This is a genomic window from Amycolatopsis sp. NPDC004079, assembly GCF_040610415.1.
In the GTDB taxonomy this organism is placed as follows: domain Bacteria; phylum Actinomycetota; class Actinomycetes; order Mycobacteriales; family Pseudonocardiaceae; genus Amycolatopsis; species Amycolatopsis halotolerans.
Window position 1 is genome coordinate 137,761 of sequence record NZ_JBEXMH010000001.1, and the last position, 21,822, is coordinate 159,582.

Annotated in this window: 24 protein-coding genes; 7 read left to right on the forward strand and 17 right to left on the reverse strand. The window is 70.5% G+C overall.

The features are described 5' to 3' along the window. Positions 1-42: 42 nt before the first annotated feature. Positions 43-810 (reverse strand): PIG-L deacetylase family protein, encoded by a 768-nt coding sequence (locus ABZX37_RS00645; RefSeq protein WP_354734855.1) that lies wholly within the window; start codon positions 808-810, stop codon positions 43-45. A 30-nt stretch (positions 811-840) separates the two neighbouring features. Continuing rightward, positions 841-2,067: a uroporphyrinogen-III C-methyltransferase gene (gene cobA / locus ABZX37_RS00650; RefSeq protein ID WP_354734856.1), complete on the reverse strand. Its 1,227-nt coding sequence runs from the start codon at positions 2,065-2,067 to the stop codon at positions 841-843. A 228-nt stretch (positions 2,068-2,295) separates the two neighbouring features. Between cobA and ABZX37_RS00655 the strand changes: the two genes are divergently transcribed. Next, positions 2,296-3,438, forward strand: coding sequence for an HAF repeat-containing protein (locus tag ABZX37_RS00655; RefSeq protein ID WP_354734857.1), 1,143 nt, complete (start codon positions 2,296-2,298; stop codon positions 3,436-3,438). Between the two features lie 62 nt (positions 3,439-3,500). Here the strand turns inward: ABZX37_RS00655 and ABZX37_RS00660 are convergent, their stop codons facing one another. The 8 genes from ABZX37_RS00660 to rpmB form a co-directional block, all read right to left on the reverse strand. Continuing rightward, positions 3,501-4,082: a hypothetical protein gene (locus ABZX37_RS00660; protein WP_354734858.1), complete on the reverse strand. Its 582-nt coding sequence runs from the start codon at positions 4,080-4,082 to the stop codon at positions 3,501-3,503. 40 nt (positions 4,083-4,122) lie between these two features. Then, a complete protein-coding gene (locus ABZX37_RS00665; protein WP_354734859.1) occupies positions 4,123-5,133 on the reverse strand; it encodes an FG-GAP-like repeat-containing protein in 1,011 nt (336 codons plus the stop codon). Between the two features lie 183 nt (positions 5,134-5,316). Continuing rightward, positions 5,317-7,209 (reverse strand): hypothetical protein, encoded by a 1,893-nt coding sequence (locus tag ABZX37_RS00670; protein WP_354734860.1) that lies wholly within the window; start codon positions 7,207-7,209, stop codon positions 5,317-5,319. After that, entirely contained in the window at positions 7,206-8,267 is a 1,062-nt protein-coding gene (locus tag ABZX37_RS00675; RefSeq protein ID WP_354734861.1) for a MoxR family ATPase, read from the reverse strand. Before ABZX37_RS00675 ends, ABZX37_RS00670 begins: the two co-directional genes overlap by 4 nt. Before the next feature lie 94 nt (positions 8,268-8,361). After that, complete coding sequence (gene rpsR / locus ABZX37_RS00680) at positions 8,362-8,607, reverse strand: 30S ribosomal protein S18 (RefSeq protein ID WP_354734862.1); 246 nt, start codon at positions 8,605-8,607, stop codon at positions 8,362-8,364. Next, positions 8,604-8,909 (reverse strand): 30S ribosomal protein S14, encoded by a 306-nt coding sequence (gene rpsN / locus ABZX37_RS00685; protein ID WP_354734863.1) that lies wholly within the window; start codon positions 8,907-8,909, stop codon positions 8,604-8,606. The genes rpsR and rpsN overlap by 4 nt, the downstream gene beginning before the upstream one ends. Beyond that, positions 8,909-9,076 carry a 50S ribosomal protein L33 gene (gene rpmG / locus ABZX37_RS00690; RefSeq protein WP_037805699.1) on the reverse strand — a complete coding sequence of 56 codons (168 nt, stop codon included), beginning with the start codon at positions 9,074-9,076 and terminating at the stop codon, positions 8,909-8,911. The genes rpsN and rpmG overlap by 1 nt, the downstream gene beginning before the upstream one ends. Further along, complete coding sequence (gene rpmB / locus ABZX37_RS00695) at positions 9,077-9,313, reverse strand: 50S ribosomal protein L28 (RefSeq protein WP_354734864.1); 237 nt, start codon at positions 9,311-9,313, stop codon at positions 9,077-9,079. A 77-nt stretch (positions 9,314-9,390) separates the two neighbouring features. On the opposite strand from rpmB, the gene ABZX37_RS00700 reads away from it, so the two are divergent. From ABZX37_RS00700 to ABZX37_RS00720, 5 genes are all read left to right on the forward strand, one after another. Next, complete coding sequence (locus ABZX37_RS00700) at positions 9,391-10,638, forward strand: GTP-binding protein (protein ID WP_354734865.1); 1,248 nt, start codon at positions 9,391-9,393, stop codon at positions 10,636-10,638. Further along, positions 10,635-10,898 (forward strand): type B 50S ribosomal protein L31, encoded by a 264-nt coding sequence (locus ABZX37_RS00705; RefSeq protein ID WP_354734866.1) that lies wholly within the window; start codon positions 10,635-10,637, stop codon positions 10,896-10,898. The genes ABZX37_RS00700 and ABZX37_RS00705 overlap by 4 nt, the downstream gene beginning before the upstream one ends. Next, complete coding sequence (gene rpmF, locus ABZX37_RS00710; RefSeq protein ID WP_354734867.1) at positions 10,898-11,056, forward strand: 50S ribosomal protein L32; 159 nt, start codon at positions 10,898-10,900, stop codon at positions 11,054-11,056. Before ABZX37_RS00705 ends, rpmF begins: the two co-directional genes overlap by 1 nt. Beyond that, a complete protein-coding gene (locus ABZX37_RS00715; RefSeq protein ID WP_354734868.1) occupies positions 11,053-12,147 on the forward strand; it encodes a GTP-binding protein in 1,095 nt (364 codons plus the stop codon). Before rpmF ends, ABZX37_RS00715 begins: the two co-directional genes overlap by 4 nt. A gap of 118 nt (positions 12,148-12,265) precedes the next feature. Beyond that, positions 12,266-13,969: an MFS transporter gene (locus ABZX37_RS00720; protein ID WP_354734869.1), complete on the forward strand. Its 1,704-nt coding sequence runs from the start codon at positions 12,266-12,268 to the stop codon at positions 13,967-13,969. Here ABZX37_RS00720 and ABZX37_RS00725 read toward each other — a convergent pair. Next, positions 13,956-14,858 carry an NADP-dependent oxidoreductase gene (locus tag ABZX37_RS00725; RefSeq protein WP_354734870.1) on the reverse strand — a complete coding sequence of 301 codons (903 nt, stop codon included), beginning with the start codon at positions 14,856-14,858 and terminating at the stop codon, positions 13,956-13,958. The genes ABZX37_RS00720 and ABZX37_RS00725 overlap by 14 nt on opposite strands. A 237-nt stretch (positions 14,859-15,095) precedes the next feature. On the opposite strand from ABZX37_RS00725, the gene ABZX37_RS00730 reads away from it, so the two are divergent. Then, positions 15,096-15,821, forward strand: a complete 726-nt coding sequence (locus tag ABZX37_RS00730; protein ID WP_354734871.1) for a dienelactone hydrolase family protein — start codon at positions 15,096-15,098, stop codon at positions 15,819-15,821. A 39-nt stretch (positions 15,822-15,860) separates the two neighbouring features. On the opposite strand, the gene ABZX37_RS00735 is transcribed toward ABZX37_RS00730, so the two are convergent. From ABZX37_RS00735 to ABZX37_RS00760, 6 genes are all read right to left on the reverse strand, one after another. Then, complete coding sequence (locus ABZX37_RS00735) at positions 15,861-16,463, reverse strand: hypothetical protein (protein ID WP_354734872.1); 603 nt, start codon at positions 16,461-16,463, stop codon at positions 15,861-15,863. Positions 16,464-16,497: 34 nt separating this feature from the next. After that, positions 16,498-17,913, reverse strand: coding sequence for an aspartate aminotransferase family protein (locus ABZX37_RS00740; protein ID WP_354734873.1), 1,416 nt, complete (start codon positions 17,911-17,913; stop codon positions 16,498-16,500). Further along, on the reverse strand, positions 17,910-19,217 hold the full coding sequence (locus ABZX37_RS00745) for an MFS transporter (protein ID WP_354734874.1): 1,308 nt from the start codon (positions 19,215-19,217) through the stop codon (positions 17,910-17,912). Before ABZX37_RS00745 ends, ABZX37_RS00740 begins: the two co-directional genes overlap by 4 nt. Positions 19,218-19,360: 143 nt before the next feature. Next, positions 19,361-19,651, reverse strand: a complete 291-nt coding sequence (locus ABZX37_RS00750) for a hypothetical protein (protein WP_354734875.1) — start codon at positions 19,649-19,651, stop codon at positions 19,361-19,363. Positions 19,652-19,741: 90 nt separating this feature from the next. Beyond that, the gene (locus tag ABZX37_RS00755) at positions 19,742-20,770 is read right to left on the reverse strand and encodes an LLM class F420-dependent oxidoreductase (RefSeq protein WP_354734876.1); all 1,029 of its coding nucleotides are present in this window, start codon (positions 20,768-20,770) and stop codon (positions 19,742-19,744) included. Between the two features lie 68 nt (positions 20,771-20,838). Further along, on the reverse strand, positions 20,839-21,768 hold the full coding sequence (locus ABZX37_RS00760) for an oxygenase MpaB family protein (protein WP_354734877.1): 930 nt from the start codon (positions 21,766-21,768) through the stop codon (positions 20,839-20,841). Positions 21,769-21,822 lie beyond the last annotated feature (54 nt).

The following is a 21,822-nucleotide window of genomic DNA, read 5'->3' on the forward strand; positions in this document are numbered from 1 at the left end:
GAATCTGATTCCCTCAAGGAGTCCTTCACGGAACGTCGCGGGTCACTGCTGGTCGGCGTCGGGGAACGCGGGCGGTGCCTGCAGGTCGTGGGCGCGGAACAGGACCGCGTGCGCGACGCCCAGGTCCTTGCCGCTCATCGCCGCGAACTGCGGGATGAAGTCCGCGGGCGCGGGGTGGTCCGGCAGCGCGGCCAGGTACGCGGCGTGCGCTTCCAGGGAAGCGATGCCGCGCCGCAACGGCTCGCCGGTGACGTCGACGCCGTGCGTCGCGCCCGAACCGGAGAGCCCCGGGACGAGGTACCAGCGCGCTGAATGCGGAGCCAGGCCCTCGTCGTCGATCTGCTCCGGGAAGACCCACCGGTTGCCCGCGTCGCGGATCGCGTCGAGCGTCGCGAGCCCGGCGGCGCGATGGTCGGCCTGGTCGAAGCCGTAGGGCGTTTCGACGTCGAACCCGCAGCCGAGCACGACGTCGGGCTTGAACCGGCGGATCTCGCGGCTGATGTCGCGGCGCAGGTCGAGGCCGTAGACGAGCACGCCGTCCGGATGTTCGAGGACGGTCAGCCGCTCGACGCCGACGGCCGCGCAGGCGTTGCGCTGCTCGGCGACGCGCAGCCGGGCCGTTTCTTCAGGCGGGTTCGGCATGCCTGCCTCGCCGCGGGTGAGCAGGAGGTACCCGACCTCGATGCCGCGCGCTGTCCAACGTGCGACCGCCGCGGACGTGCCGTACTCCATGTCGTCGGGGTGCGCCACGACGCAGAGCACGCGCTGGAAGGACTCCTCGGGCAAGGCAGGCAGGGTCATGCCGGACATCTTCGCGCGCGAATGGCACGCTGCCTGGCGTTATCCGGCCTCATTCCGGTCAAGTCCGGCGACCGGGCCGAACACGATCACCGCGGGCGGGCGCACGCCCGCGGCCGCCGCTTCGTCCGCCACCGAAGCGAGCGTCGACCGCAGGACTCGCTGGGTCCGCATCGTCCCGTCTTCGATCACCGCGACCGGCGTGTCGCCCGGACGGCCGCCTTCGAGCAGGGCGGCGGCGAACTTCGGCAGCCGTTCGACGCCCATCATCAGCACGATCGTGCCGCGCATCCGGGCCAGCAGCGACCAGTCCACGAGCGACCGCTCGTCGCCCGGCGCGACGTGCCCGGACACGACGACCACCTCGTGCGCGACGCCGCGGTGGGTCACCGGGACGTCGGCCACCGCGGGCACCGCGAACGCCGAGGTGATGCCCGGGACCATGGTCACCGGAACGCCCGCTTCGGCGCACGCCTGGACCTCTTCGAAGCCGCGGCCGAACAGGTACGGGTCGCCGCCCTTGAGCCGGACGACGAACTTGCCTTCCTTGGCTTTCTCGACGAGCGTCCGGTTGATCACGTCCTGGCTCGCCGCGCGGCCGTACGGGATCTTCGCCGCGTCGACGACCTCGACCTCCGGCGCGAGCTCGTCCAGCAGATCGCGCGGGCCGAGCCGGTCGACGACCACGACGTCGGCGCGCGACAGCAGCCGCCGGGCGCGGACGGTGATCAGGTCCGGGTCGCCGGGCCCGCCGCCGACCAGCGCGACGCCGGGCAGCGTGCCTTCCGGACGCGGCTGGCGGCCGTCCTCGATCGTGCCCGCGTGCAGGCCGTCCAGCATCGAATCGCGGACCGCGGCCGAGCGGAGCGGCTCACCGCCGGACAGGACGCCGAACAGGAGGCCGCCGTGCCGTCCGGTCGCCGGGGTCACCGCCGAACCGGACTCGCCCTCGTCGGCGCGGACGCAGAAGACGCGTTCCCGCTCCGCCTCGGCGCAGATCTCGGCGTTGGTCTCCGGGCTGTTCGTGCACGCCAGCGCGTACCAGGCGTCCCGCAGGTCGCCCTCGGTGTAGCGGCGCTGATGCCAGACCAGCTCCCCCGCGTCCGCCATCCCCTGCACCGACGGCGTCGTGTGCGGCGACACCAGTTCGACGCGGGCGCCCGCGCTGATCAGCCGGGGCAGCCGGCGCTGAGCGACTGAACCGCCGCCGAAGACCACGACGCGGCGGCCGGTCAGATTCAGTCCGGAAAGGTAGTGCGGGTCGTCCATGCGCGGAAGTTTATGGGCGGGGCACCGGTTCGCACGCCGGGCGTGGGTCATGCCACGCCGCTAGGCCGCCAGGGTTAACACGACGGCAAAAATACGTCGGCTGTCCGCAGGCAAATCCAGCGTTACGGGAGTAATTCCGCGCGCGGGTCGTACCACTGCCGCATCGGGAAACGACTGCTTGTCGCACGGTGCCGGATCAAACACTGCCGGATCAGATGGGGAGTCATGATGACCAGGAACAGTGCGACCAGACGAAGACGCGCGTGCTCGCTCGCCGCCGCCCTGCTCGTTTTCGCGGGCGCGACGACCGGGACCGCGCAGGCCGATCCGCTCGCGCCGACGGACCTCGCTCCGCTGCCCGGGGACGACCAAAGCTTGGCGCTGGCGGTCAACGAGGCGGGGACGGCAGTCGGCACGTCGTCGGTGGGCCGCGACCCGCGCCTCGACCACCCGGTCCGCTGGGACACCGCCGGGCATCCGACCGCGCTGCCGACGCCGGGTGCCGCTCAAGGACAGGCACGCGCCATCAACAGCCAGGGCGTCGCCGCCGGGTACGTGCTGACGCCGACCATCGCCATCCCCGCGCGCTGGGACGCCGCAGGCCAGGTGACCTTGATGTCGCTTCCGCCGGGTTACCACAACGCGATGGGCGAGAAGATCAGCGACACCGGCGTGGTCGTCGGGGAATGGCAGACGCCGGACGGCCTGCAGCACCCGTTCCGCTGGGACCCGAACGGCCAGGTCACCGACCTCGGCACGCTGCCCGGCGACACGTGGGCCATCGCCACCGGCATCTCGGCCGACGGCGCCATCGTCTCGGGCCAGGATTCCAACCCCGCGAAGGCGCACTCCGTGCGATGGGTGAACGGCGGTCCGATCACCGACCTGGCCCCGACGGCGTGGTCCAGCGCGAACAACGTCATGAACCGGAACGGGACCATCGCCGGGCACCTGACCGACGTCGAGCACGGGAACTCCGCGCCGGTGACCTGGGACCGCGACGGGGTCGTGCGGCGCCTGCAATGGCCGAGCCCGCATCCGGTCTGGCTCAATCAGGTCAGCCCCGCCGGATACGTGACCGGGAGCGGCTATCTCTATCCGCCGGACCGCGATTCGGTGCTGTGGGATCCGGACGGGAATGTGTATCTCATCGACGGGGACGTCGCCGGGGTCGACTCGAACGGGAACGCGGTGGGGGCTTCGCAGAACCGCGCGACTGTTTGGTACGACAACGGGAACACCGTGCGGTTCGGGATTCTGCCGGGCGGCAGTCACAGCAAGGGCGAGTGGATCACCGACAGCGGGTATGTGGTCGGGAGCGCGGACACCACTGGGTACAAGACGCACGCGGTGGCTTGGAAACTCGGGTAAGGGCTGGTTTGTTCCCAGCGGCGCGGGTGCGGCGCCTCGGCCGCTGGGAACTGCCGGGTTCCCTAGACGGTCAGTTGGATCGCTTCCATGCGCAGGCCCCGGCCGGTCGTGCCCGCCAAGGCGAACGAGGGCGCGGACGCGCAGGAAACACCCTGCCAGCCGATGTTCTCCACGTGCGCGTTGGCGCACACCGTTCCGGAATTGACGTTGATGTGCAGCGCTTCCAGCCGAAGACCGCGGCCGACCGTGCCGACGGCGACAGTGGTGTTCTCCCCGGCGCACGTCACCGGTCCCCATCCCAGGCCCTCCACATGCGCCGCGGCGCAGACGCCGCCGACCTGGGAGACGACGATGTCCAGGGCTTCCAGCCGAAGGCCCTGCCCGGTGGTGCCCGCGACCGCGCCGTCGCACACCGGTTGCTGCCAGCCGATGTTCTCGACGTGCGCCGCGTAGCAAATATGGCGGGCGGCAGCGGGATGCGCCGCCGCCTGACGTCTGACAGCGGCGGCGAGCGCGTTTGCCTGACTGTCGGTGGTGCTCGGCGCGCGGCCGGGCGCCGCGAAAGCGTTGGGTGTGGCGGCGGACAGTCCGGCAATGAAAACAGCCATGGCGAGCAGTGCCGGGCGACGCAGGTTGCCTGTCATGCGAACTCCTTTTCGGGCTAGTTGCCCGTTGAGAAGGTGATTACACCGAGCGCCGGACGGTCACCGTGTCGTCGTTCACCACGATCGCGTCGGCCCGGCCATCGCCGGTCACGTCGGCGAAGAAAGTGCCCCGCGAGCCGTAATAGGGGCCGCCAGTCCAATCCTCGTTGGGGCTGAAGGAGGATCCGGTCGAACGCCGGACCGTGACCGTGTCGTCGTTCACCACGATCGCGTCCGCTCGGCCGTCGCCAGTTACATCGGCGAAGAACGTGCCGCGCGAACCGTAATACGCGCCGAAGGTCCAGTCTTCGTTGGGGCTGAACGACGATCCGGTCGAACGCCGGACTGTCACGGTGTCGTCGTTGACCACGATCGCGTCGGCCCGGCCGTCGCCGGTCACGTCCGCGAAGAAGGTGCCCCGCGAGCCGTAATAAGGGCCACCGGTCCAATCCTCGTTCGGACCGAACGAGGAACCGGTCGAACGCCGCACCGTGACCGTGTCGTCGTTCACCACGATCGCATCCGCCCGGCCGTCGCCAGTTACATCGGCGAAGAAAGTGCCGCGCGAGCCGTAATAAGCTCCGCCAGTCCAATCTTCATTCGGAGTAAACGACGAACCATTCGAACGCCGGACCGTGACCGTGTCGTTGTTGACGACGATGGCGTCCGCTCGCCCATCACCCGTCACGTCAGCGAAGAACGTGCCACGGGAACCGTAATACGGGCCGCCAGTCCAATCCTCGTTCGGGGTAAAGGACGAACCATTCGAACGCCGGACCGTAAGCGTGTCGAAGTTGACGACGATCGCATCAGCCCGGCCATCGCCGGTCACGTCGGCGAAGAACGTGCCCAGCGAGCCGTAATACGCGCCGGAGGTCCAATCCTCGTTCGGACCGAATCGGGTGGCGCCAATCCTCGGGGCCGCCCGCGCGACAACGGCGCCGACCATTTCGGCGCTCACCGCCAGCAGGCCCGCCCCGGCCGCCGTTCGCAGAAAACGGCGGCGGGACAAAGCATTCACCAGAGCTGCGTTTTTCCCGTTGAGCGGCATCTCCACTCCCTTGTCTCGAAATCGCCGAGGAGATCGTCATAGGACACAGGGACGTGCACCGAACCAGAGAACTGCCTTCGAAGGCCTGGATCCATCCTCGACCCGCCGCACTCGGGCACGCAAGCGGCCACCTCCCGCAGTGGTTTCAGCCGTTAGCGCGCAAGGCTTTGCCGCGACTCGGGCTCATTCGACGCGGAAGACCGGGCCGCGCGGCACGAACGGCAGCCGGGCGCCGCGCGGGACCAGGTACGCGTGTTCGCGGAGCGGCCGGACGTGGTCGCACTGTGCGTCGGTGATGATCAGGACCGGGCCGTCCGCCGGGAAGTCCGGGGCGCGGCGCAGCAGGTCGACGCCGGGTTGCAGCCGGGTGCCGCCGCGGCCGCGGACCTTCACCCGGCCCGCGATGTCCTCCACCGCAAGGTATCCGGCGTCGTAGGCGGCCGCGTCGCAGAAGACCACCCGGGCGGCCGGGACGTCGCGGGCCAGCGCGTACGACGCGATCGCGCCGAGTGCTTTGCCGAGCAGTTCCGCGTTCATCGAGCCGGACGTGTCCAGCACGACGCCGAAGGTCGCGCGGCGCTCGACCCGTTCCGGGAAGACCCGGCCCGGGCGCGGGATGTCCGGCGTCGCCGACTGACGGCGCGACGCCCGCGCGTAGCTGCGCACCGGCTGCTCCGTCTGGACGTGCTCGTCGAACCACCGGGCGAGCTGGGCGTCCCACGGCAGCGGCGGATGGTCCAGCGCGCGGATCTCCTGCTCCAGCCCGAGCGGCAGCAGGCCGCGGCCCTGCGCGTGGTGGTAGACCAGCCCTTGGCTGAGCGCGCGGCGATAGAACTCGTCCAGGTCGACGCCGCCGGCCCGGTCGCCCTCGCGCCACGGGAGCGGCTTGGGTTCCGCCCGGCGCGAGGAGCGGCGGGCGGCGGCGTCCGGCTCGGACAGCCAGTCGCCCAGGACGTCACCGGCCTCGCGGCCGCCCAGCGTGCGCAGTTTGCGAGCGCGGCGGAGGTCGGTGGTCAGCGTGTCGTACACCGATTCCGCGGACAGATCCGCGAGCTGCGGATCGTGCAGTCCGTCGCTGGGCAGTTCGCCGACGCCGAGGGCGACCAGCCAGCCGTTGATCACGTAGTAGCAAGCGACGTTCCACAGGTACGGGTCGCGGCCGAGCGCCCGGCGGTCGTGCCGGAGCGCGGCGTGCAGCATCTCGTGGGCGAGCACGAACCGCCATTCCTCGGCGGTCAGCGCGGCGTGCGGGTTGACATAGATCTCGCCTTGTTCGGCGTCGACCGCCGCGACCGAGATGTCCCAGGCGCGGACCACTTCGGGATCGACGACCAGGGTGAACCCGGCGGCCACCGCGCCGAGCAGCGGAAACGACGACGCGAACCACCCTAGCGCGCGATCCCACTCGCCCAGGCTCCGCCGGTGCCGGGTCTGGCCGCGCGCGTCGGCGGCCTGCTCCATCGCCTCGGTGGCCGACGCGATCAGGCCGCGCGCGAACCGTTCGGTCCACGGCTCGGATTTCCCGTAGTACTGCACGTGCCACCGGCTCGGTGGCTCCGCGAGCGCGAGACACGGCCGGTCGCCGCCGGTGCCCAGTGCGCGGAAGGCCTCCGGAACGCCGGTCTCGCGCCAAGCGCGGGCAAGGGAAAGCTCGTCGGTACCCGGAAGTTCGGGCAGCAGCAGCAACGGAGTGCCGACCCGCACCGCCTCCGCGAACCGGTGCACCGCGACGCAACCCGCCGCGCTGTAGGCCGCGTCCACGCCCCGGTCGGCGGTGATCGCGTCCGCCTCGGCGAGCTGCTCCTCGTCCAGGTGGCCGAGGCCGAGGTGCAGCAGGAGATGCGCGAACACCCACGCCCACTCGGCGGGCTCGGCGTCGCGGGCACGGTTCGCGGTGATCTGGCCGTTGTCGGCGACGATTGCCCAGGACTCGGTGCCGGTCAGGCTGGTGCGGTCCAGGCTCGCGCCCTCCGCGAGCCGCTTCAGGACGGTGTTCGCGCGGACCAGCGCCCAGCCCGCGTCGATCGCCTTGTTCCGGCGTTCGCGAAGGCGCCCGTCGGGACGGACGCCGCTCATGCCCGAGCCGCCACCAGGCGCGGCAGGTCGCGCGCGGCTTCGACCAGGAACCAGGACGGCAGGCGCGGATTGCCCGCCTCGTCGTCCGAGATGACCAGCTGCGCCATCTCCAGCGAGATCTCCGCCAGTTCGACCAGCAGGCTCTTCGCCCGGAACGCGAACTGCCGCACCGCCGCCGACGCGTGCCGCTTGTCCGCGGGCAGGTCGCGGGCCAGCCGGACGCGGAACGTCTCGGCCAGGAAGTAGAGCAGGTCGCGCTCGCCCGGCTCGGCGGGCCAGCGCGCGTCGCCCTTGAGGATGGCTTCCAGGTCGAAGGCGTGCCGGGCGACCTTCAGGTAGGACCGGAACGCGCCGGCGTGCTGCGGGGTGAGCGTGGCGTACGCGAGCAGCCCGACGGTCTCGTCGTCGAGCGGATCGCCCGCCGAGTGCAGCAGGTCGGACAGCATGTGCCAGGACCGCGGCGTGGAGAACGGTTCCTCGGTCTTCGGCGGCTGGCTCCAGAGGTGGTCCGGGCGCTGGGTCAGGTACTCGACCACCGCCGGGTGGATGCCGTTGCCCGCCGCCCAGGCGAGCCAGTCGCCCGACGACGCGCGCAGGTGCAGGTGGACCAGCCGGTTCACCAGCGCCGAGGCCATCGGCCGGGCGAGCGCCTGGTCGGTGGCGCGGTTGCCGGCGCCGATCACCACCGAACCGGGCGGCAGCTCGTAGGAGCCGATCCGGCGGTCGAGGATCAGCGAATAGAACGCCTTCTGCACGTCCGGCGACGCGGCGTTCAGCTCGTCGAGAAACAGGCAGTACGGCTCGTCGCGGGCGATCTGCTCGGGCGGGCAGAACCGGCTGCGGCCGTCGGCGATCTGCGGCACGCCGATCAGGTCCTCCGGCGCGAGCTGGGTGCCGAGCAGCGAGACGCATTCGAGGCCGAGCGCCGCGGCGAATTCCCGGACCAGCGACGACTTCCCGATTCCGGGTGCGCCCCAGAGGAAGACCAGCCGGACGACGGCGGTCGTGAGCAGGATGTCGGGCAGCTGGGCAGGCGTGACAGTGAGCTGGGCGTGCAAGACGGGCACCTCTCCGGTGCCGGGACATCCTCGTGCGACGCCCGTTTCGTACCGCTATGGTCGCGCGCCGTGCCCGCTGCCCGCATCCGGTTTTTCAGCTCCGCGCCGCCGTCGGGTACGGCAGCAGCGCCATCTCCCGCGCGTTCTTGATCGCGGTCGCCACCTGTTTCTGTTGCTGCGGCGTCAATCCGGTGACCCGGCGGGCCCGGATCTTGCCGCGGTCGGAGATGAACTTCCGCAACAGGTCGACGTCTTTCCAGTCCACCCTGGTGATTCCGGCCGCGTGGAAGGGGTTCGGGCGGCGGCGCGGCGTCCGGTCTGGTTTAGGCACGGCGCTCACCAGCTCGACTTCGAGACGCCGGGCAACTCCCCGTTGTGCGCCATCTGCCGCATGCGCACCCGGGACAGCCCGAATTTCCGCAGGTAGCCGCGCGGGCGGCCGTCGGCGGTGTCGCGGTTGCGGATGCGCGTGCGGCTGGCGTCACGCGGCATGCGTTGCAGCGCAACGACTGCGTCGGCCTTCTCCTCCGGCGACGCGGACGGCGACGCAATCACCGCCTTGAGCGCGCGCCGGCGTTCGACATACCGCGCGGCGATCACTTTCCGCTGCTCGTTCTTCGCGATTTTCGACTTCTTCGCCATCAGCGCTCTTCCTTGAATTCGACGTGCTTGCGCGCCACCGGGTCGTACTTGCGCAGCACCATCCGGTCCGGATTGTTGCGGCGGTTCTTCTTCGTCACGTACGTGTAGCCGGTCCCCGCGGTCGACCGCAGTTTGACGATCGGCCGGATGTCGGTGCTTTTCGCCATCTAGAGCTTCACTCCCTTCGCCACGAGATCGGCGACGACGGCGTCGATGCCGCGCTTGTCGATCGTCTTCATGCCCTTCGCCGACACCTTGAGCCGCACCGAGCGGCCGAGGCTCGGCACGTAGTAGCGGCGCGTCTGCAGGTTCGGCTCCCAGCGCCGCGAGGTGCGGCGGTGCGAATGCGAGACCTGCTTGCCGTAGCCCGGCTTGCGGCCGGTGACCTGGCACACGGCTGACACGGACCCTCCCAAGTTGATAGTGACATTCATGTTCAACTACGCTCGTCACCGTACCCGCCCCGTCGTCTGGAGATCCAGTGCCCCCACGTCCGCGTGTCCCGCTCGTGCTCTGCAGCGGGATCGCCCCGGCCCCGAACGATGCGCTCGCCGCCCTCCTGCTCCGCGCCAGCCCCGGCACCGCCGTCGTCCACCACGACCTGCGCGACATCGGATCCGGCGTCGTCCGCCGCCGGATCCGGCTGCGCGGCCGCGACGAGCTGACGCCGCTCGAACTCGCGCACGGCTGCGTCAACTGCACGCTGCGCGAGGACCTGCTGCCGCTGCTGCGTCGGCTGGCTCGGATGCCTCAGGTCGACCGCATCGTGGTGCGGCTCGACGAGGCGATGGAGCCGGAACCGGTGAGCTGGGCGATCCGCAACGTCCTGGTCGGCGACCGCCCGGTGAGCGACGACGTCGAGCTCGAAGCGGTCTTCACCGTGCTCGACTGCGCAACCTGGCTCGCCCACGTCACCGGCGACGACCTGCTCGCCGAGCGTGGCCTGCACGGCAGCCCCGAGGACGAGCGGACGGTCGCCCAGGTCGCACTGTCCCAAGTGGAATCCGCGGACGTGCTCGTGCTCGCCGGAGCCGCCCCGGATGCCTGGTGTGCGGCCAAATCCTCTGCGGTGCTGGACCGGGTCGCGCCGTCCGTGCCCCGTGTCGAGCTGGCCCGCACCGACGCCGCCGGGCTGTTCGCCGCGATCCCCGCCGACGCCCGGCGCGGCGAGGTCACCGACCTGCACGGCGCGTTGTTGCGCGGTGCGCCCCCGCTGCACCCGGACTGCGGCATCGAACTGCTGCGGTTCACCGCGCGGCGCCCATTCCATCCGGAGCGGCTGCACGAGGCGATCGACGTGCTGCTCGACGGCGTGGTCCGCACCCGCGGCCGGGCCTGGGTCGCGAGCCAGCCGGACGTCGCGTTCTGGATCGAATCGGCGGGCGGCGGACTCGGCATCGGGCACGCCGGGCCGTGGCTCGCCTCGCCGGACGGACCGGACTGGGCCGACGTCTCCCCCGAACGCCGCACGCTCGCCTCGCTGCGCTGGGACCCGATGCACGGCGACCGCGCGCAGGAACTGGTGATCGTCGCCGATCAGGCCGCGCCGGCGGAGATCGAAAGCGCGCTGCGGGCAGCCCTGCTCACCGACGCCGAACTGGCCGAGGGCGAAGCGGCCTGGCGCGCGTACCCCGACCCGTTCGGGGACTGGCACGAAGACCCCTGCGAAGAAACCGAAGAACCCGACCGGCGCGCCAACGCCGCCAACCAGAAGGACGAAACCCTGTGAAACCCGGCATCCACCCCGACTACCACCCGGTGGTCTTCAAGGACTCGTCGACCGGCGACGCGTTCCTGACCCGCTCCACCGCCACCTCCGACCGCACGATCGACTGGTCCGACGGGAACACCTACCCGCTCGTGGTGGTCGACATCAGCGCGTGGTCGCATCCGTTCTGGACCGGCACCCAGCGGATCCTCGACTCGGCGGGCCAGGTCGAGAAGTTCCACCGCCGCTACGGGCAGCGCCGGAGCGGGGGCGCGCACTGATGGCCGTCCCGAAGCGGAAAACGTCGCGCAGCAACACCCGTTCCCGGCGCTCGCAGTGGAAGGCGGCCGTGCCGGACCTGGTGCCGATCGTCGTCGACGGCGAGCGGAAGCTGGTGCCGCGCAAGCTGATCAAGCACTTCCAGCGGCTTGAGCGGTGAGCGTCCCGGTCACTGTCCTTTCCGGATTCCTGGGCGCCGGGAAAACCACGCTGCTCAACCAGATCCTGGCCAACCGCGACGGCCTGCGCGTCGCGGTGATCGTGAACGACATGAGCGAGGTCAACATCGACGCCGCGCTCGTGCGGGACAGCGTGTCGCGGACCGACGAGCGGCTGGTCGAGATGACCAACGGGTGCATTTGCTGCACCCTGCGCGAGGATCTGCTCGAGGAGGTCGCGCGGCTGTGCGACGACGGGCGGTTCGACCATCTGCTCATCGAGTCCAGCGGGATCTCCGAGCCGATGCCGGTGGCCGCGACGTTCTCCTTCCCCGCCGGCGACGGCACTCCGGTGCTGTCGTCGGCGCGGCTGGACACGATGGTCACCGTGGTGGACGCGGCGAACTTCGCCCGCGAACTGGCCCGGGGGGACAGCCTGGCCGAGCGTCGGCTGGACCAGTACGACGGCGACGAGCGGACGGTCAGCGACCTGCTGATGGACCAGGTCGAGTTCGCGGATGTGCTGCTGCTGAACAAGACCGACCTGGTCACGCCGTCCGAAAGGGACCGCCTGCTCGCCTCGCTGCGACGGCTCAACCCCGCAGCCGACGTCGTGTCCGCGGAGTTCGGCCGGGTGCCGCTGGCGCGGGTCTTCGGCACCGGACGGTACGACGCTGAACGCGCGCAGCAGGCGCCGGGCTGGGTGGCGGAGCTGAACGGCGACCACGTGCCGGAGACCGAGGAGTACGGCATTTCCAGCGTCGTGTTCCGCTCCGCGCGGGCGTTCGATCCGGCGCGGTTGTGGGAGTTCGTGACCTCGCGGCTCGACTCCGGCGAGTTCGGCACGGTGCTGCGGTCGAAGGGGTTCTTCAGCCTCAGCACCCGGCCGGGCACGCTCGGGCTGTGGTCACAGGCAGGCAGCGTCGCACGGTTCGAACCGCAGGGCGTCGCCGACGAACCCCGGCAGGAACTGGTGTTCATCGGCGTCGGGCTTCAGCACGCCGCGCTGCTCGACGCGCTCGAGAGCTGCCTGACTGACACGGCGGCCGCTGCCGACCCGTTCCCCGCTTGGGAACCGGTGCACGTCCACTAGGGACTCGTGAGTGGCGATCCCGGCGAGAACCGGCATCGCCACTCACGGGTCCGTTCGTCCGGGATACCCGTTTCGCACCAGTTGAACAGGCTAGGTTTATCAGTCTAGGCTGTCGATTGTGGCGGACCGGACGAGCGAAACCCAGACGCGGCACAGCGGGCGGTACAAGTGGGTGGCGCTCTCCAACACCACCCTCGGCGTGCTGATGTCGGCGCTCGACGGCTCGATCGTGATCATCTCGCTGCCCGCGATCTTCCGCGGCATCGGCCTGGACCCGCTGGCCCCGGCCAACATCGGCTACCTGCTGTGGATGATCCTCGGCTACCTGCTGGTGTCCGCGGTCCTGGTGGTCACGCTCGGGCGGCTCGGCGACATGTTCGGCCGCGTCCGGATGTACAACGTCGGGTTCGTGATCTTCAGCGCCGCCTCGGTGGCGCTGTCGTTCGACCCGTTCCACGCGGGCGGCGGCGCGCTCTGGCTGATCGGCTGGCGGGTGGTGCAGGCCGTCGGCGGCGCGATGCTCACCGCGAACTCCGCGGCGATCCTCACCGACGCGTTCCCGCGCGAACAGCGGGGAATGGCGCTGGGCGTCAACCAGATCACCGCGCTGGCCGGGCAGTTCCTCGGTCTCGTCGCGGGCGGCCTGCTGGCCGAACTCGACTGGCGCGCGGTGTTCTGGGTGAGCGTGCCGTTCGGCGTTTTCGGCACCGTCTGGTCGATCCGCAGCCTCCGCGAGATCAGCCGTCCGCAACGGTCGCGGATCGACTGGGGCGGCAACGTCACCTTCGCGCTCGGCACCGCGGTCGTCCTCGCCTCGATCACCTACGGCATCCAGCCCTACGGCGGCGCGGCGACCGGCTGGGGCAACCCGTGGGTGCTCGGCGGGCTCGGCGCCGGGATCGCGCTGCTCGCGGCGTTCTGCGTGATCGAGACCAGGGTGCCGGCGCCGATGTTCCAGCTGTCGCTGTTCCGCATCCGCGCGTTCACCGCCGGGAACCTCGCCGCGCTGCTCACCGCGATCGCGCGCGGCGGGATGCAGTTCATGCTCATCATCTGGCTGCAGGGGATCTGGCTTCCCTTGCACGGCTACGACTACGAGCAGACCCCGCTGTGGGCCGGGATCTACCTGCTGCCGCTCACCGCCGGGTTCCTGATCGCCGGTCCGGTCTCCGGATTCCTCTCCGACCGTTTCGGCGCGCGGCTGTTCTCCACCGGCGGGCTGCTGCTGGTCGCCGGATCCTTCCTCGGCCTGCTCGCGCTGCCGGTGGACTTCAGCTACCCGGCGTTCGCGGCGCTGCTCGTGCTGAGCGGCATCGGGCAGGGCATGTTCTCCGCGCCCAACACCTCCGCGATCATGAGCAGCGTGCCGGACAACCAGCGCGGCGTCGCGTCCGGCATGCGCTCGACGTTCCAGAATTCCGGGACGTCGCTGTCCATCGGCGTGTTCTTCTCGCTGATGATCGCCGGGCTGGCCGGCTCGCTGCCGTCGACGCTCACCGGCGGGCTCCAGGCGCACGGCGTCCCCGCGGACGTCGCCGCGAACATCGCCCAGCTGCCGCCGGTGAGCACCCTCTTCGCCGCTTTCCTGGGCAGCAACCCGGTGGCGCACCTGGTCGGCCCCGGGGTGCTCAGCCAGCTCTCCCCCGCCGATTCCGCCGCGCTGACCGGCAAGGAGTTCTTTCCGACCCTGATTTCCGGGCCGTTCCACGACGGACTGGTCACGGTGTTCGTCGCGGCCGCGGCGATGGCGCTGGTCGCCGCGCTGGCGTCGGCGTCACGGGGGAAGCGGTACTTCCACCAGGACCAGGTCAGTCCATCGTGAGCGCGATCTTGCCGTGGATGTCGCCCGCCTGGTAGGTCCGCATCGCTTCGGCGGCTTCGGCGAGCGGGAAGGTCGCCATGATGCGGTGCGTCAGCTCGCCTTTCGCGTACAGGCCCGCCAGCCGCCCGAGGCGGGCTGCCGAGCGGTCGTTCACCGTGAGCCGGACGCCGAGTTCGTCGGCGCGGTCGTGCTCGACCAGGGTGAGAATCCGGGACCGGTCCTTGATCAGCTCCAAGGTGTACTCCAGTGCGGCGCCGCCGACCCCGTCGATCGACGCCGTGACGCCGTGCGGAGCCACCCGTTCGACGAAATCCTCGCTGTAGGCAAGGGGAATCGCGCCGAGTGCCCGCACCTGCTCGTGCCACGCCGGACGCGCGACCCCAAGCGCCTTCGCACCGCGCAGCCGCGACAGTTGCACCGCCATCGCCCCGACAGAGCCTGCCGCGCCGTGCACCAGCACCGTGTCGCCGGGGCCGACGTTGATCACCTCGACCGCGATGTCCGCGGTCTGCGCCGCCGCGGTGAACGCGCCCGCGACCTCCCACGGCATCTCCGGCGGCTTGGGCACCACCTGGTCCCGCCCGGCGACGACCAGTTCCTGATACGCGCCCAGCCTGCCGAACCCGAGCACCTCGTCGCCCGCCGCGAACCCTTCGACGCCTTCCTCGATTTCGTCGATCACCCCGGCGAACTCGTTGCCCGGCACGGTGAACGCGCCCGGTTCCGGCACCGGGATGAGCCCGGCGAGCACCGCGACGTCGAACGCCTGCAGCCCCGCGGCCTTCATCCGGATCCGCACCTCCCCCGGTCCGGCATGCGGCTCCGGCACCTCCTCCAGCCGCAGCACTTCCGGCCCGCCCAGCTCGCGGAACCCCATCGCCTTGCTCATGCCTGCCTCCAGCGTTCGTGTCGATCACCGCCAGTGTTCGACATCAAGCGGACTTGACGTCAAGCGCCGGATACCGGTTCGACCGGCGCCGCCCGGTGGGCTAGGTTGATCAGCGATGACTACCGGGACGGCTTCACGCCACTCACGGATCGGCTACCCGGCACTCTTCTGAGCGCCGCGCGGGCCCCGCCTCCTTCGTCGTGACCACAGGCACCTCAACGACGACAGGAGACATTCATGCCCGGCAAGACTCTGCTGATCCCCACCCCTGACGGCCAAGCCGACGCCTTCGCCGCGTTCCCCGACGACGGCGAGCGGCACCCAGGCGTGCTGATGTACGCCGACGGTTTCGGCATCCGGCCCGTACTGCGCGACCTGGCCCTCCAACTGGCCTCGCACGGCTACTACGTGCTCGTACCCAACTATTTCTATCGGCAGGGCCCCGCGCCCGTGCTCGAACTTCCGGAATTCATCGGAGCGGACGAGCGCCCCGGGGTCTTCGCTCAGGTGATGCCGTTGATCGAAGCGCACACCCCCGAACTGGTGCTGCGCGACGCCAGCGCGTACCTCGACTTCCTCGCCGCTCAGCCGGAAGTCAGCGCCGGACCGGTCGGGGTCACCGGCTATTGCATCGGCGGCCTCCACGCAGTCCGCACCGCGGCGGCCCACCCGGATCAGGTGGCGGCTGTCGCCGGATTCCACGCGCCCGTCGGCGCTGCCGGGCCGGAGAGCTTCGCTCAGCTCACCGCGCAGGCGCACTTCGGACACGCCGCTTCCGACCTGACGCCGGACACTCTCGGCGAACTCAACCAAGCCCTTGATGCGGCAGGGGTCAGCTACACGTCCGAGATCTACCCCAGCACCATCCACGGATTCACCATGGCCGACACCGATTCTTTCGACGCCGATGGCCTGCGACGGCATTGGGAACGGCTGCTGCCGCTCCTCCGCCGGGCCCTCTGAGGCCGGGGCCGTTTCGCAGCCAGTCCGGTTGCGAAACGGCTACTCGACCCACCACCAGCCGTCGCCCAGGTCGACCGTCGGGCGGACGGCACAGCCCAGGCCGTCGAGGTAGTCGTACGAGTCGACGGGACGGCCGGGAAGGTACTTCTCCGGGGAACCGCTGAAGTGGGCGAACCCGGCGGCGCAGTCGGGAATCCCCGCCCAGGCGCGGACGAACCACACCGGCCGGTCCGGGTCGTTGTTGATCCGCGAAATCGCCGGCGGCGGCTTTTCGCCCCTCTTGAGCCCGTTCAGGGAGCGCAGCACGTCGGCATAGTCCGCCCGGTGCATCGAGTACCAGGTAGCGGCGTAGAAGTGCACCCAGTTGGTGCTGGCCATCAGCACCGCGCACGCCGCGGTGAGCACCGCGTATCCGGCGAGACCCGGCCAGCGCAGCCCGCGCCACACCAGCCACGCGCTGATGCCCGTCGCCGTCGCCGCGGTCAGCCACGCTCCCGCCGTGAGCACGATGACCGGCACCGGGATCACGCCGCTGATCGGCACGACGAAGTAGCTCACGGCGGCGGCCAGCAGCCAGCCGAGCAGGAACACGACCGCGGCCAGCACCAGGTCCGGTCTTCGGTTTTCCTCAGCACTCCCCATGATCACTGGACGGGCGAGCGGCCGTTCGGTTGTGCTAGTCCCGCGACGGCGTGTACAGCGCGCCCAAAAACTCCACCAGCAGCCGCTCCCGCAACGGTTCCGGCGCGACCGCCAGCAGCGCGTTGACCGGCGCCATCCGCTCCGGCAGCCCGGCCGCACCGGTCAGGCCCGCCGCGGCGAGCAGCCCGCCGAACTGCTCGGACGTCAGCGTCCCCGGGTCCAGCGCGGCCACGAACGCGGCGACGTCCGGATCGACCCGCACCGGTCCGTCCGCGCGCGCCGCCTCGACGGAAGCCGCCAGATCAGCGAGGAATTCCGGTTCGCTGCCGTGGTTGGCGGCGGTGACGGTGAGGTGCAGGTTCAACGGAGAAGTCCCGTGCGCGAACTGCGGCTGCACGTACCAGCCGCGCGCCTTCATCTCGTCGGCGACGGTGAACAGGTCGAAGCCGTCCGAGCCGGTGAACGCCACCAGCGTCGACACCGGGTCGCCCAGCACGCGCAGACCCGGAATCGAAGCCACGCCGGCGCGAATCCGGTCCACCGCTTCCCGCGTGCGCGAGGCCAGCTTCAGGTAGCCGTCCTCGCCGAGGTGGTGCACGACGGCCCACGCGGCGGCGAGCGGACCGCCGGAGCGGGTGCTTTGCAGCGTCGGGTTGAGCATCGTGTAGCCGGGCCACGCCGCGCTCGCGAAGAAATGCGTCCGGCGGAGTTCCGCGGAAGCGTGCAGCAGCACCGAGACGCCCTTGGCGCAGTAGGCGTATTTGTGCAGGTCCACCGAAATGCTGGTGACGCCCGGGACGCGGAAGTCGAACGGCGGCAGGTCCGCGCCGAGCTTCGCGAAGTAGGGCAGCACCCAGCCGCCGATGCACGCGTCGACGTGCATGCGCACTCCGCGAGCCGAAGCCGCGGCGGCGATTTCCGGGATCGGGTCGACGACGCCGTGTGCGTACGAAGGCGCGCTCGCCACGACGAGCACGGTGGAGTCGTCTATCGCCTCGGCCATCGCCGCCGGGTCCGCGCGGAAGGTCTCCGGATCGACCGGCACGACGACCTTCCGGACGCCGAACAGGTGCGCCGCCTTGTGGAACGCGGCGTGCGCGGTTTCCGGCAGCACGATCGAAGGCGCCTCGATGTCCGGCCGGGAGTCGCGGGCGGCGAGGACCGCCAGCAGGCACGATTCGGTGCCGCCGGACGTCACCGCGCCGACCGTGTCCGGGGTGCCGCCGAGCAGTCCGGCCGCGCGGGCGACCAGGTCGTTCTCCATGCGCAGGAGGCTGGGGAACGCGGTCGGGTCGAGTCCGTTGGCCGAACTGGCCAGCGCGTGCGCGGCGGCGGCGATTTCGTCCACTTCGGACAGTCCGCTGTCGTACACGTAGGCCAGGGTGCGGCCGCCGTGCGTCGGCAGGTCGCCGGAGCGGAGTTCGCGCAGCCGCGCGAGGACGTCGTTCACGGCCGCTTCTCCAGCACCGAACGGCGCAGCAGCGGGATGCCGAGCGCGATCAGCACCGCAGGCAGCACCGACGCGCCGATCACGATCGCGGTGATCGCCGACGGCGGCTGCGGGACCGCGGTGGAACCGGTGCTCGACACGTAGCTCCCCGCCTGCAGCACGATGCCGAGCAGTCCCGGTCCGAGCGCGAGCCCGAGCGTCTCGGACGCGGTCCACACGCCGGCCGTGACGCCCGCCCGGGTCTCGCCGGTCCGCTCCTCCTCGGCGCTGATCAGGTCCGGCAGGATCGCCAGCGGGAACACCGAAATGCCCGCGTAGCCGACGCCGGCGAGCGCGACGAACACCAGCGTCGCGGCGAACGGGAGCTGGTCGGCGAAGTACATCGCCACCAGGCCGACGAAGAACGACGTGGTCGCGATGCGGAATCCGACGAGCTTGCCCCAGCGCGCGCCGAGCCGCGGCCACACCGGCATCGTGACGAGCGCGGGCCCGACGAATCCGACGAACAGGTAGGTGCGGTAGCTCGGGTCGCCGAGCACGTGCTGCGCGAAGTACGGGATCGCGGCGAGCACCGTGCCGATGCCGAGCGCCTGGATGAAGTAGACGCCCAGCAGCCACCGGAACGACCGCCACTGCGCGATGGTGCGCGCCAATTCCTTGAGCCGCACCGTGTTGGGCCGCAGCGAGCCGACCGGCGCGCCCTTCAGGCCGAAGTAGACGCCGAGCGTGGCGGCCAGGATGATCACCGCCATCACCAGGCCCATCACCCGGTAGCCCGCGACGCCGGGCAGGAGGTCGGTGATCGCCGGGGCGCCGCCGCCGGACACCAGCACCGCGACCGCGAGCACGCCGATCCGGACGCTGGTGAGTTTCGTGCGTTCCTCGGCGGAATCGGTCAGCTCGGCCGGAAGCGCGTTGAACGGCACCTGGAAGAACGCGTACGCGGTGGCGCACAGGAAGAACATCGCCACGACGTACGCCGCGTCCCACGCCGGCGCGCCGAAGCCGGGATGCGCGAACAGAGCGGCGAACAGGATCGCGACGCCGATCCCGCCACGCAGCAAGAACCGCCGCCTGCTGCCGGTGCGCGCGAGGTCGGCGTCGGACAGCCGTCCGGCGATCGGGTTGAAGACCACGTCCCACGCCTTGGGCACGAACACGATCACCCCGGCCGCCGCCGCGGGCACGGCCATCGTGTCGGTGAGGTACGGCAGCAGGAGCAGCCCCGGCACCGTGCCGAACCCGCCGGTGACGAAGGAGCCGAGCGAGTAGCGGAATCTCGTGCGGCGGGACAGCGACGCCAAAGGTCCTCCTCGAAGGCGGAACGACGAACGCATGCCTAATGGATCTTCGCCGGTTCCCGGTAGTGGTCGGGAGGAATCGTGCCACCGTCGTGATGCACCGGCCGTACCGGGCCGACTACCGCCTTGCTTTCCGGACAGGCCTTTCACGGGTGCAGCTCAGGGTGTCCGGCGAGGAAGGCCCGGTAGCTGCCGAGCGTTCCGGTCCCGGAGTAGCCGAGGTCCCCCGGCGTGACCGCGGTGCCGCCCGACGCCGAGACGACCTGGATGCCGAGACTGACCTCGGGGTCCCCGTCGGCGGCCTTGACGATCGCCGGGAACGCCGCCGCGAGCACGGTCCTCCGCACCCCCTCGTCATCGGTGTCGGCATCGATGACCACGTTGCCGGTCCGGCCCATGCCGACATGCGTCCGGTAGTTGCTCTCGACGCTGACCACGTGCGGCAGCGTCGCGACCACCGCTTTGACGCACGCCGGGTGCTCGCGGTGCCGACGAAATACGCGGGGTCGCCCCGAGGGGTCGAGGGGTCAGGACAGCGCTTTCGCCGCCTTCGCCAAGGATCCCGCGTCCCCGCGCAGCAGCAGCGTGGTGACCACGGTGGCTTCCCAAGCGGACAGTTCCTCCCGGATCTTCTCCGCGGGCCCGATCAGCGAGGTGTCCTCGACCAGCGAAGTCGGAATCGCCTTGACCGCCTCTTCCTTGCGCCCGGCCAGGTAAAGCTCCTGCACCTTGGCTGCCACGTCCGCGTACCCGAGCCGGGCGAAGACGTCGTGGTGGAAGTTCACGCTCTTCGCGCCCATGCCGCCGATGTACAGCGCCAGCGCGGGCTTGATGAAGCCCGCCGCCTCCTCGACGTCGTCGTGCACGATCACCGGCACCGACGCGGCCACCTCGAAACCGTCCAGGCCGCTCCGCCGCGCGCCCGGGCGGGCGAAACCCTCCTCCAGCGCGGTCCGGTAGAACGCGTCCGACTTGGGCGAGAAGAACAGCGGCAGCCAGCCGTCGCAGATTTCCGCGGCCAGCGCGACGTTCTTCGGGCCTTCGGCGGCGAGGTAGATCGGCAGGTCGGCGCGCAGCGGGTGCACGGTCGGCTTGAGCGGTTTGCCCAGCCCGGTCCCGCCCTGCAGCGGCAGCTGGAAAAACTGCCCGTCGAGCGTCACCGGCTCCTCGCGGGCCAGCACCTTGCGCACGATCTCGACGTACTCGCGCGTGCGCGCCAGCGGCTTCGGATACGGCTGGCCGTACCAGCCCTCCACCACCTGCGGCCCGGACGCGCCCAGCCCGAGCACGAACCGGCCGCCGGAGAGGTGGTCCATGGTCAGCGCGGTCATCGCCGTCGCGGTCGGGGTGCGCGCGGACATCTGCACGATGTTGGTGCCGAGCTTGATCCGGCTGGTCGCCGCGCCGATCCAGGCGAGCGGCGTGAACGCGTCCGACCCGTACGCCTCGGCCGACCACACCGAGTCGAACCCGAGCCGTTCCGCTTCGAGCACGGTCTCCCGCGCGCCCGGGATCGGGCCGCTCCCCCAGTACCCGAGGTGAAAGCCCAGCTTCATCAAGCCCTCCTGATCTCCGAAGTCCGTGAGGGGAACCCTGAGGGACTCTGATTCCCTCAGGGTTCCCCTCACGGCACGTCCGGCGAGTAGTGCTCCGGTTTCCCGCGCTCGGCGAGCGGGGGAAGATTGCGGCGCGGGGTTTCGACCGGCGGCGTCCCCGGGGCCAGTGCGCCGCGGGCGCGCCGCCAGCCCGCCCGTGCCCGCGGATGGTAGCGGCGATCGTGCGGAAGCAGCGCGAACGCCGCGTTGATCAGCTTGCCGACGCGCCGGTGCCGCCGGGCGTCCCGCACGGTCCAGCGAAAGCCGAGCAGATCGCGCACTTCCGGGTCGTACAGGCCGACAGTCAGCCACACGAACTGTTTGGCGATGATCTTCGAGACCGGCGTCCACAGTGGATCCGGCAGCCAAGGCAGGAACGGCGGTTTCGCGATGCCGTCGAGGTCGAGGACGTCGCGGGTGGCCTTGTTGTCTTCCAGCACCTCGGTGCACATGTGCTTCCAGTACCGCTGGAAGTCCTCCCACGATTCCGGCACCGGCCGCATCGTCATGTCGTACATCCGCCACCAGCGCACGTGCTCGTCGAACAGCGTGCGCTTTTCCTCTTCGCCGATCCCGCCCATGAAATTGTCGGCGATCAGGATCGTGCTGACGAAGAACGTCGAATGCGCCCAGTAATACGTGTCCGGGTCGAGCGCGTGGTAGCGGCGGCCCTTCTTGTCCACGCCCTTGATGCGGTCGTGGTAGCCGCGCACTTCCAGCGCCGTGCGGTACGCGAGCGGGCCGTCGTAGACCACCCCGCCGATCGGGTACAGCGAGCGGAAGAGCCGCTGCCACCGTTCCTCGAAAAACCGCGAATGCTCCTCGACGCCCGCGCCGAGCCCCGGGTGCATGTTCTGCATCGACCCGGCCCACAGCGCGATCAGCAGCCCGCGCCAGTCGCCGAAGTACTTCCAGGTCAGCGAGTCCGGCCCCAGCGGCTCAGGTGCTTCCCTGCTCATCGCGGCTCCTCGGCGGGTCGGCGAAGTGACTACAGCTGTTGTCAGGTTAGGATG

Excerpts from the sequence above, each read along its gene's own strand:
- ABZX37_RS00645 (WP_354734855.1), bottom strand. The coding sequence starts at position 810 with ATGTCCGGCATGACCCTGCCTGCCTTGCCCGAGGAGTCCTTCCAGCGC.
- ABZX37_RS00730 (WP_354734871.1), top strand. The coding sequence starts at position 15,096 with ATGCCCGGCAAGACTCTGCTGATCCCCACCCCTGACGGCCAAGCCGAC.
- rpsN (WP_354734863.1), bottom strand. The coding sequence starts at position 8,909 with ATGGCGAAGAAGTCGAAAATCGCGAAGAACGAGCAGCGGAAAGTGATC.
- ABZX37_RS00670 (WP_354734860.1), bottom strand. The coding sequence starts at position 7,209 with ATGAGCGGCGTCCGTCCCGACGGGCGCCTTCGCGAACGCCGGAACAAG.
- rpmG (WP_037805699.1), bottom strand. The coding sequence starts at position 9,076 with ATGGCGAAAAGCACCGACATCCGGCCGATCGTCAAACTGCGGTCGACC.
- ABZX37_RS00665 (WP_354734859.1), bottom strand. The coding sequence starts at position 5,133 with ATGCCGCTCAACGGGAAAAACGCAGCTCTGGTGAATGCTTTGTCCCGC.
- ABZX37_RS00735 (WP_354734872.1), bottom strand. The coding sequence starts at position 16,463 with ATGGGGAGTGCTGAGGAAAACCGAAGACCGGACCTGGTGCTGGCCGCG.
- ABZX37_RS00655 (WP_354734857.1), top strand. The coding sequence starts at position 2,296 with ATGACCAGGAACAGTGCGACCAGACGAAGACGCGCGTGCTCGCTCGCC.
- ABZX37_RS00755 (WP_354734876.1), bottom strand. The coding sequence starts at position 20,770 with ATGAAGCTGGGCTTTCACCTCGGGTACTGGGGGAGCGGCCCGATCCCG.
- rpmF (WP_354734867.1), top strand. The coding sequence starts at position 10,898 with ATGGCCGTCCCGAAGCGGAAAACGTCGCGCAGCAACACCCGTTCCCGG.
- ABZX37_RS00725 (WP_354734870.1), bottom strand. The coding sequence starts at position 14,858 with ATGAGCAAGGCGATGGGGTTCCGCGAGCTGGGCGGGCCGGAAGTGCTG.
- ABZX37_RS00760 (WP_354734877.1), bottom strand. The coding sequence starts at position 21,768 with ATGAGCAGGGAAGCACCTGAGCCGCTGGGGCCGGACTCGCTGACCTGG.
- cobA (WP_354734856.1), bottom strand. The coding sequence starts at position 2,067 with ATGGACGACCCGCACTACCTTTCCGGACTGAATCTGACCGGCCGCCGC.
- ABZX37_RS00660 (WP_354734858.1), bottom strand. The coding sequence starts at position 4,082 with ATGACAGGCAACCTGCGTCGCCCGGCACTGCTCGCCATGGCTGTTTTC.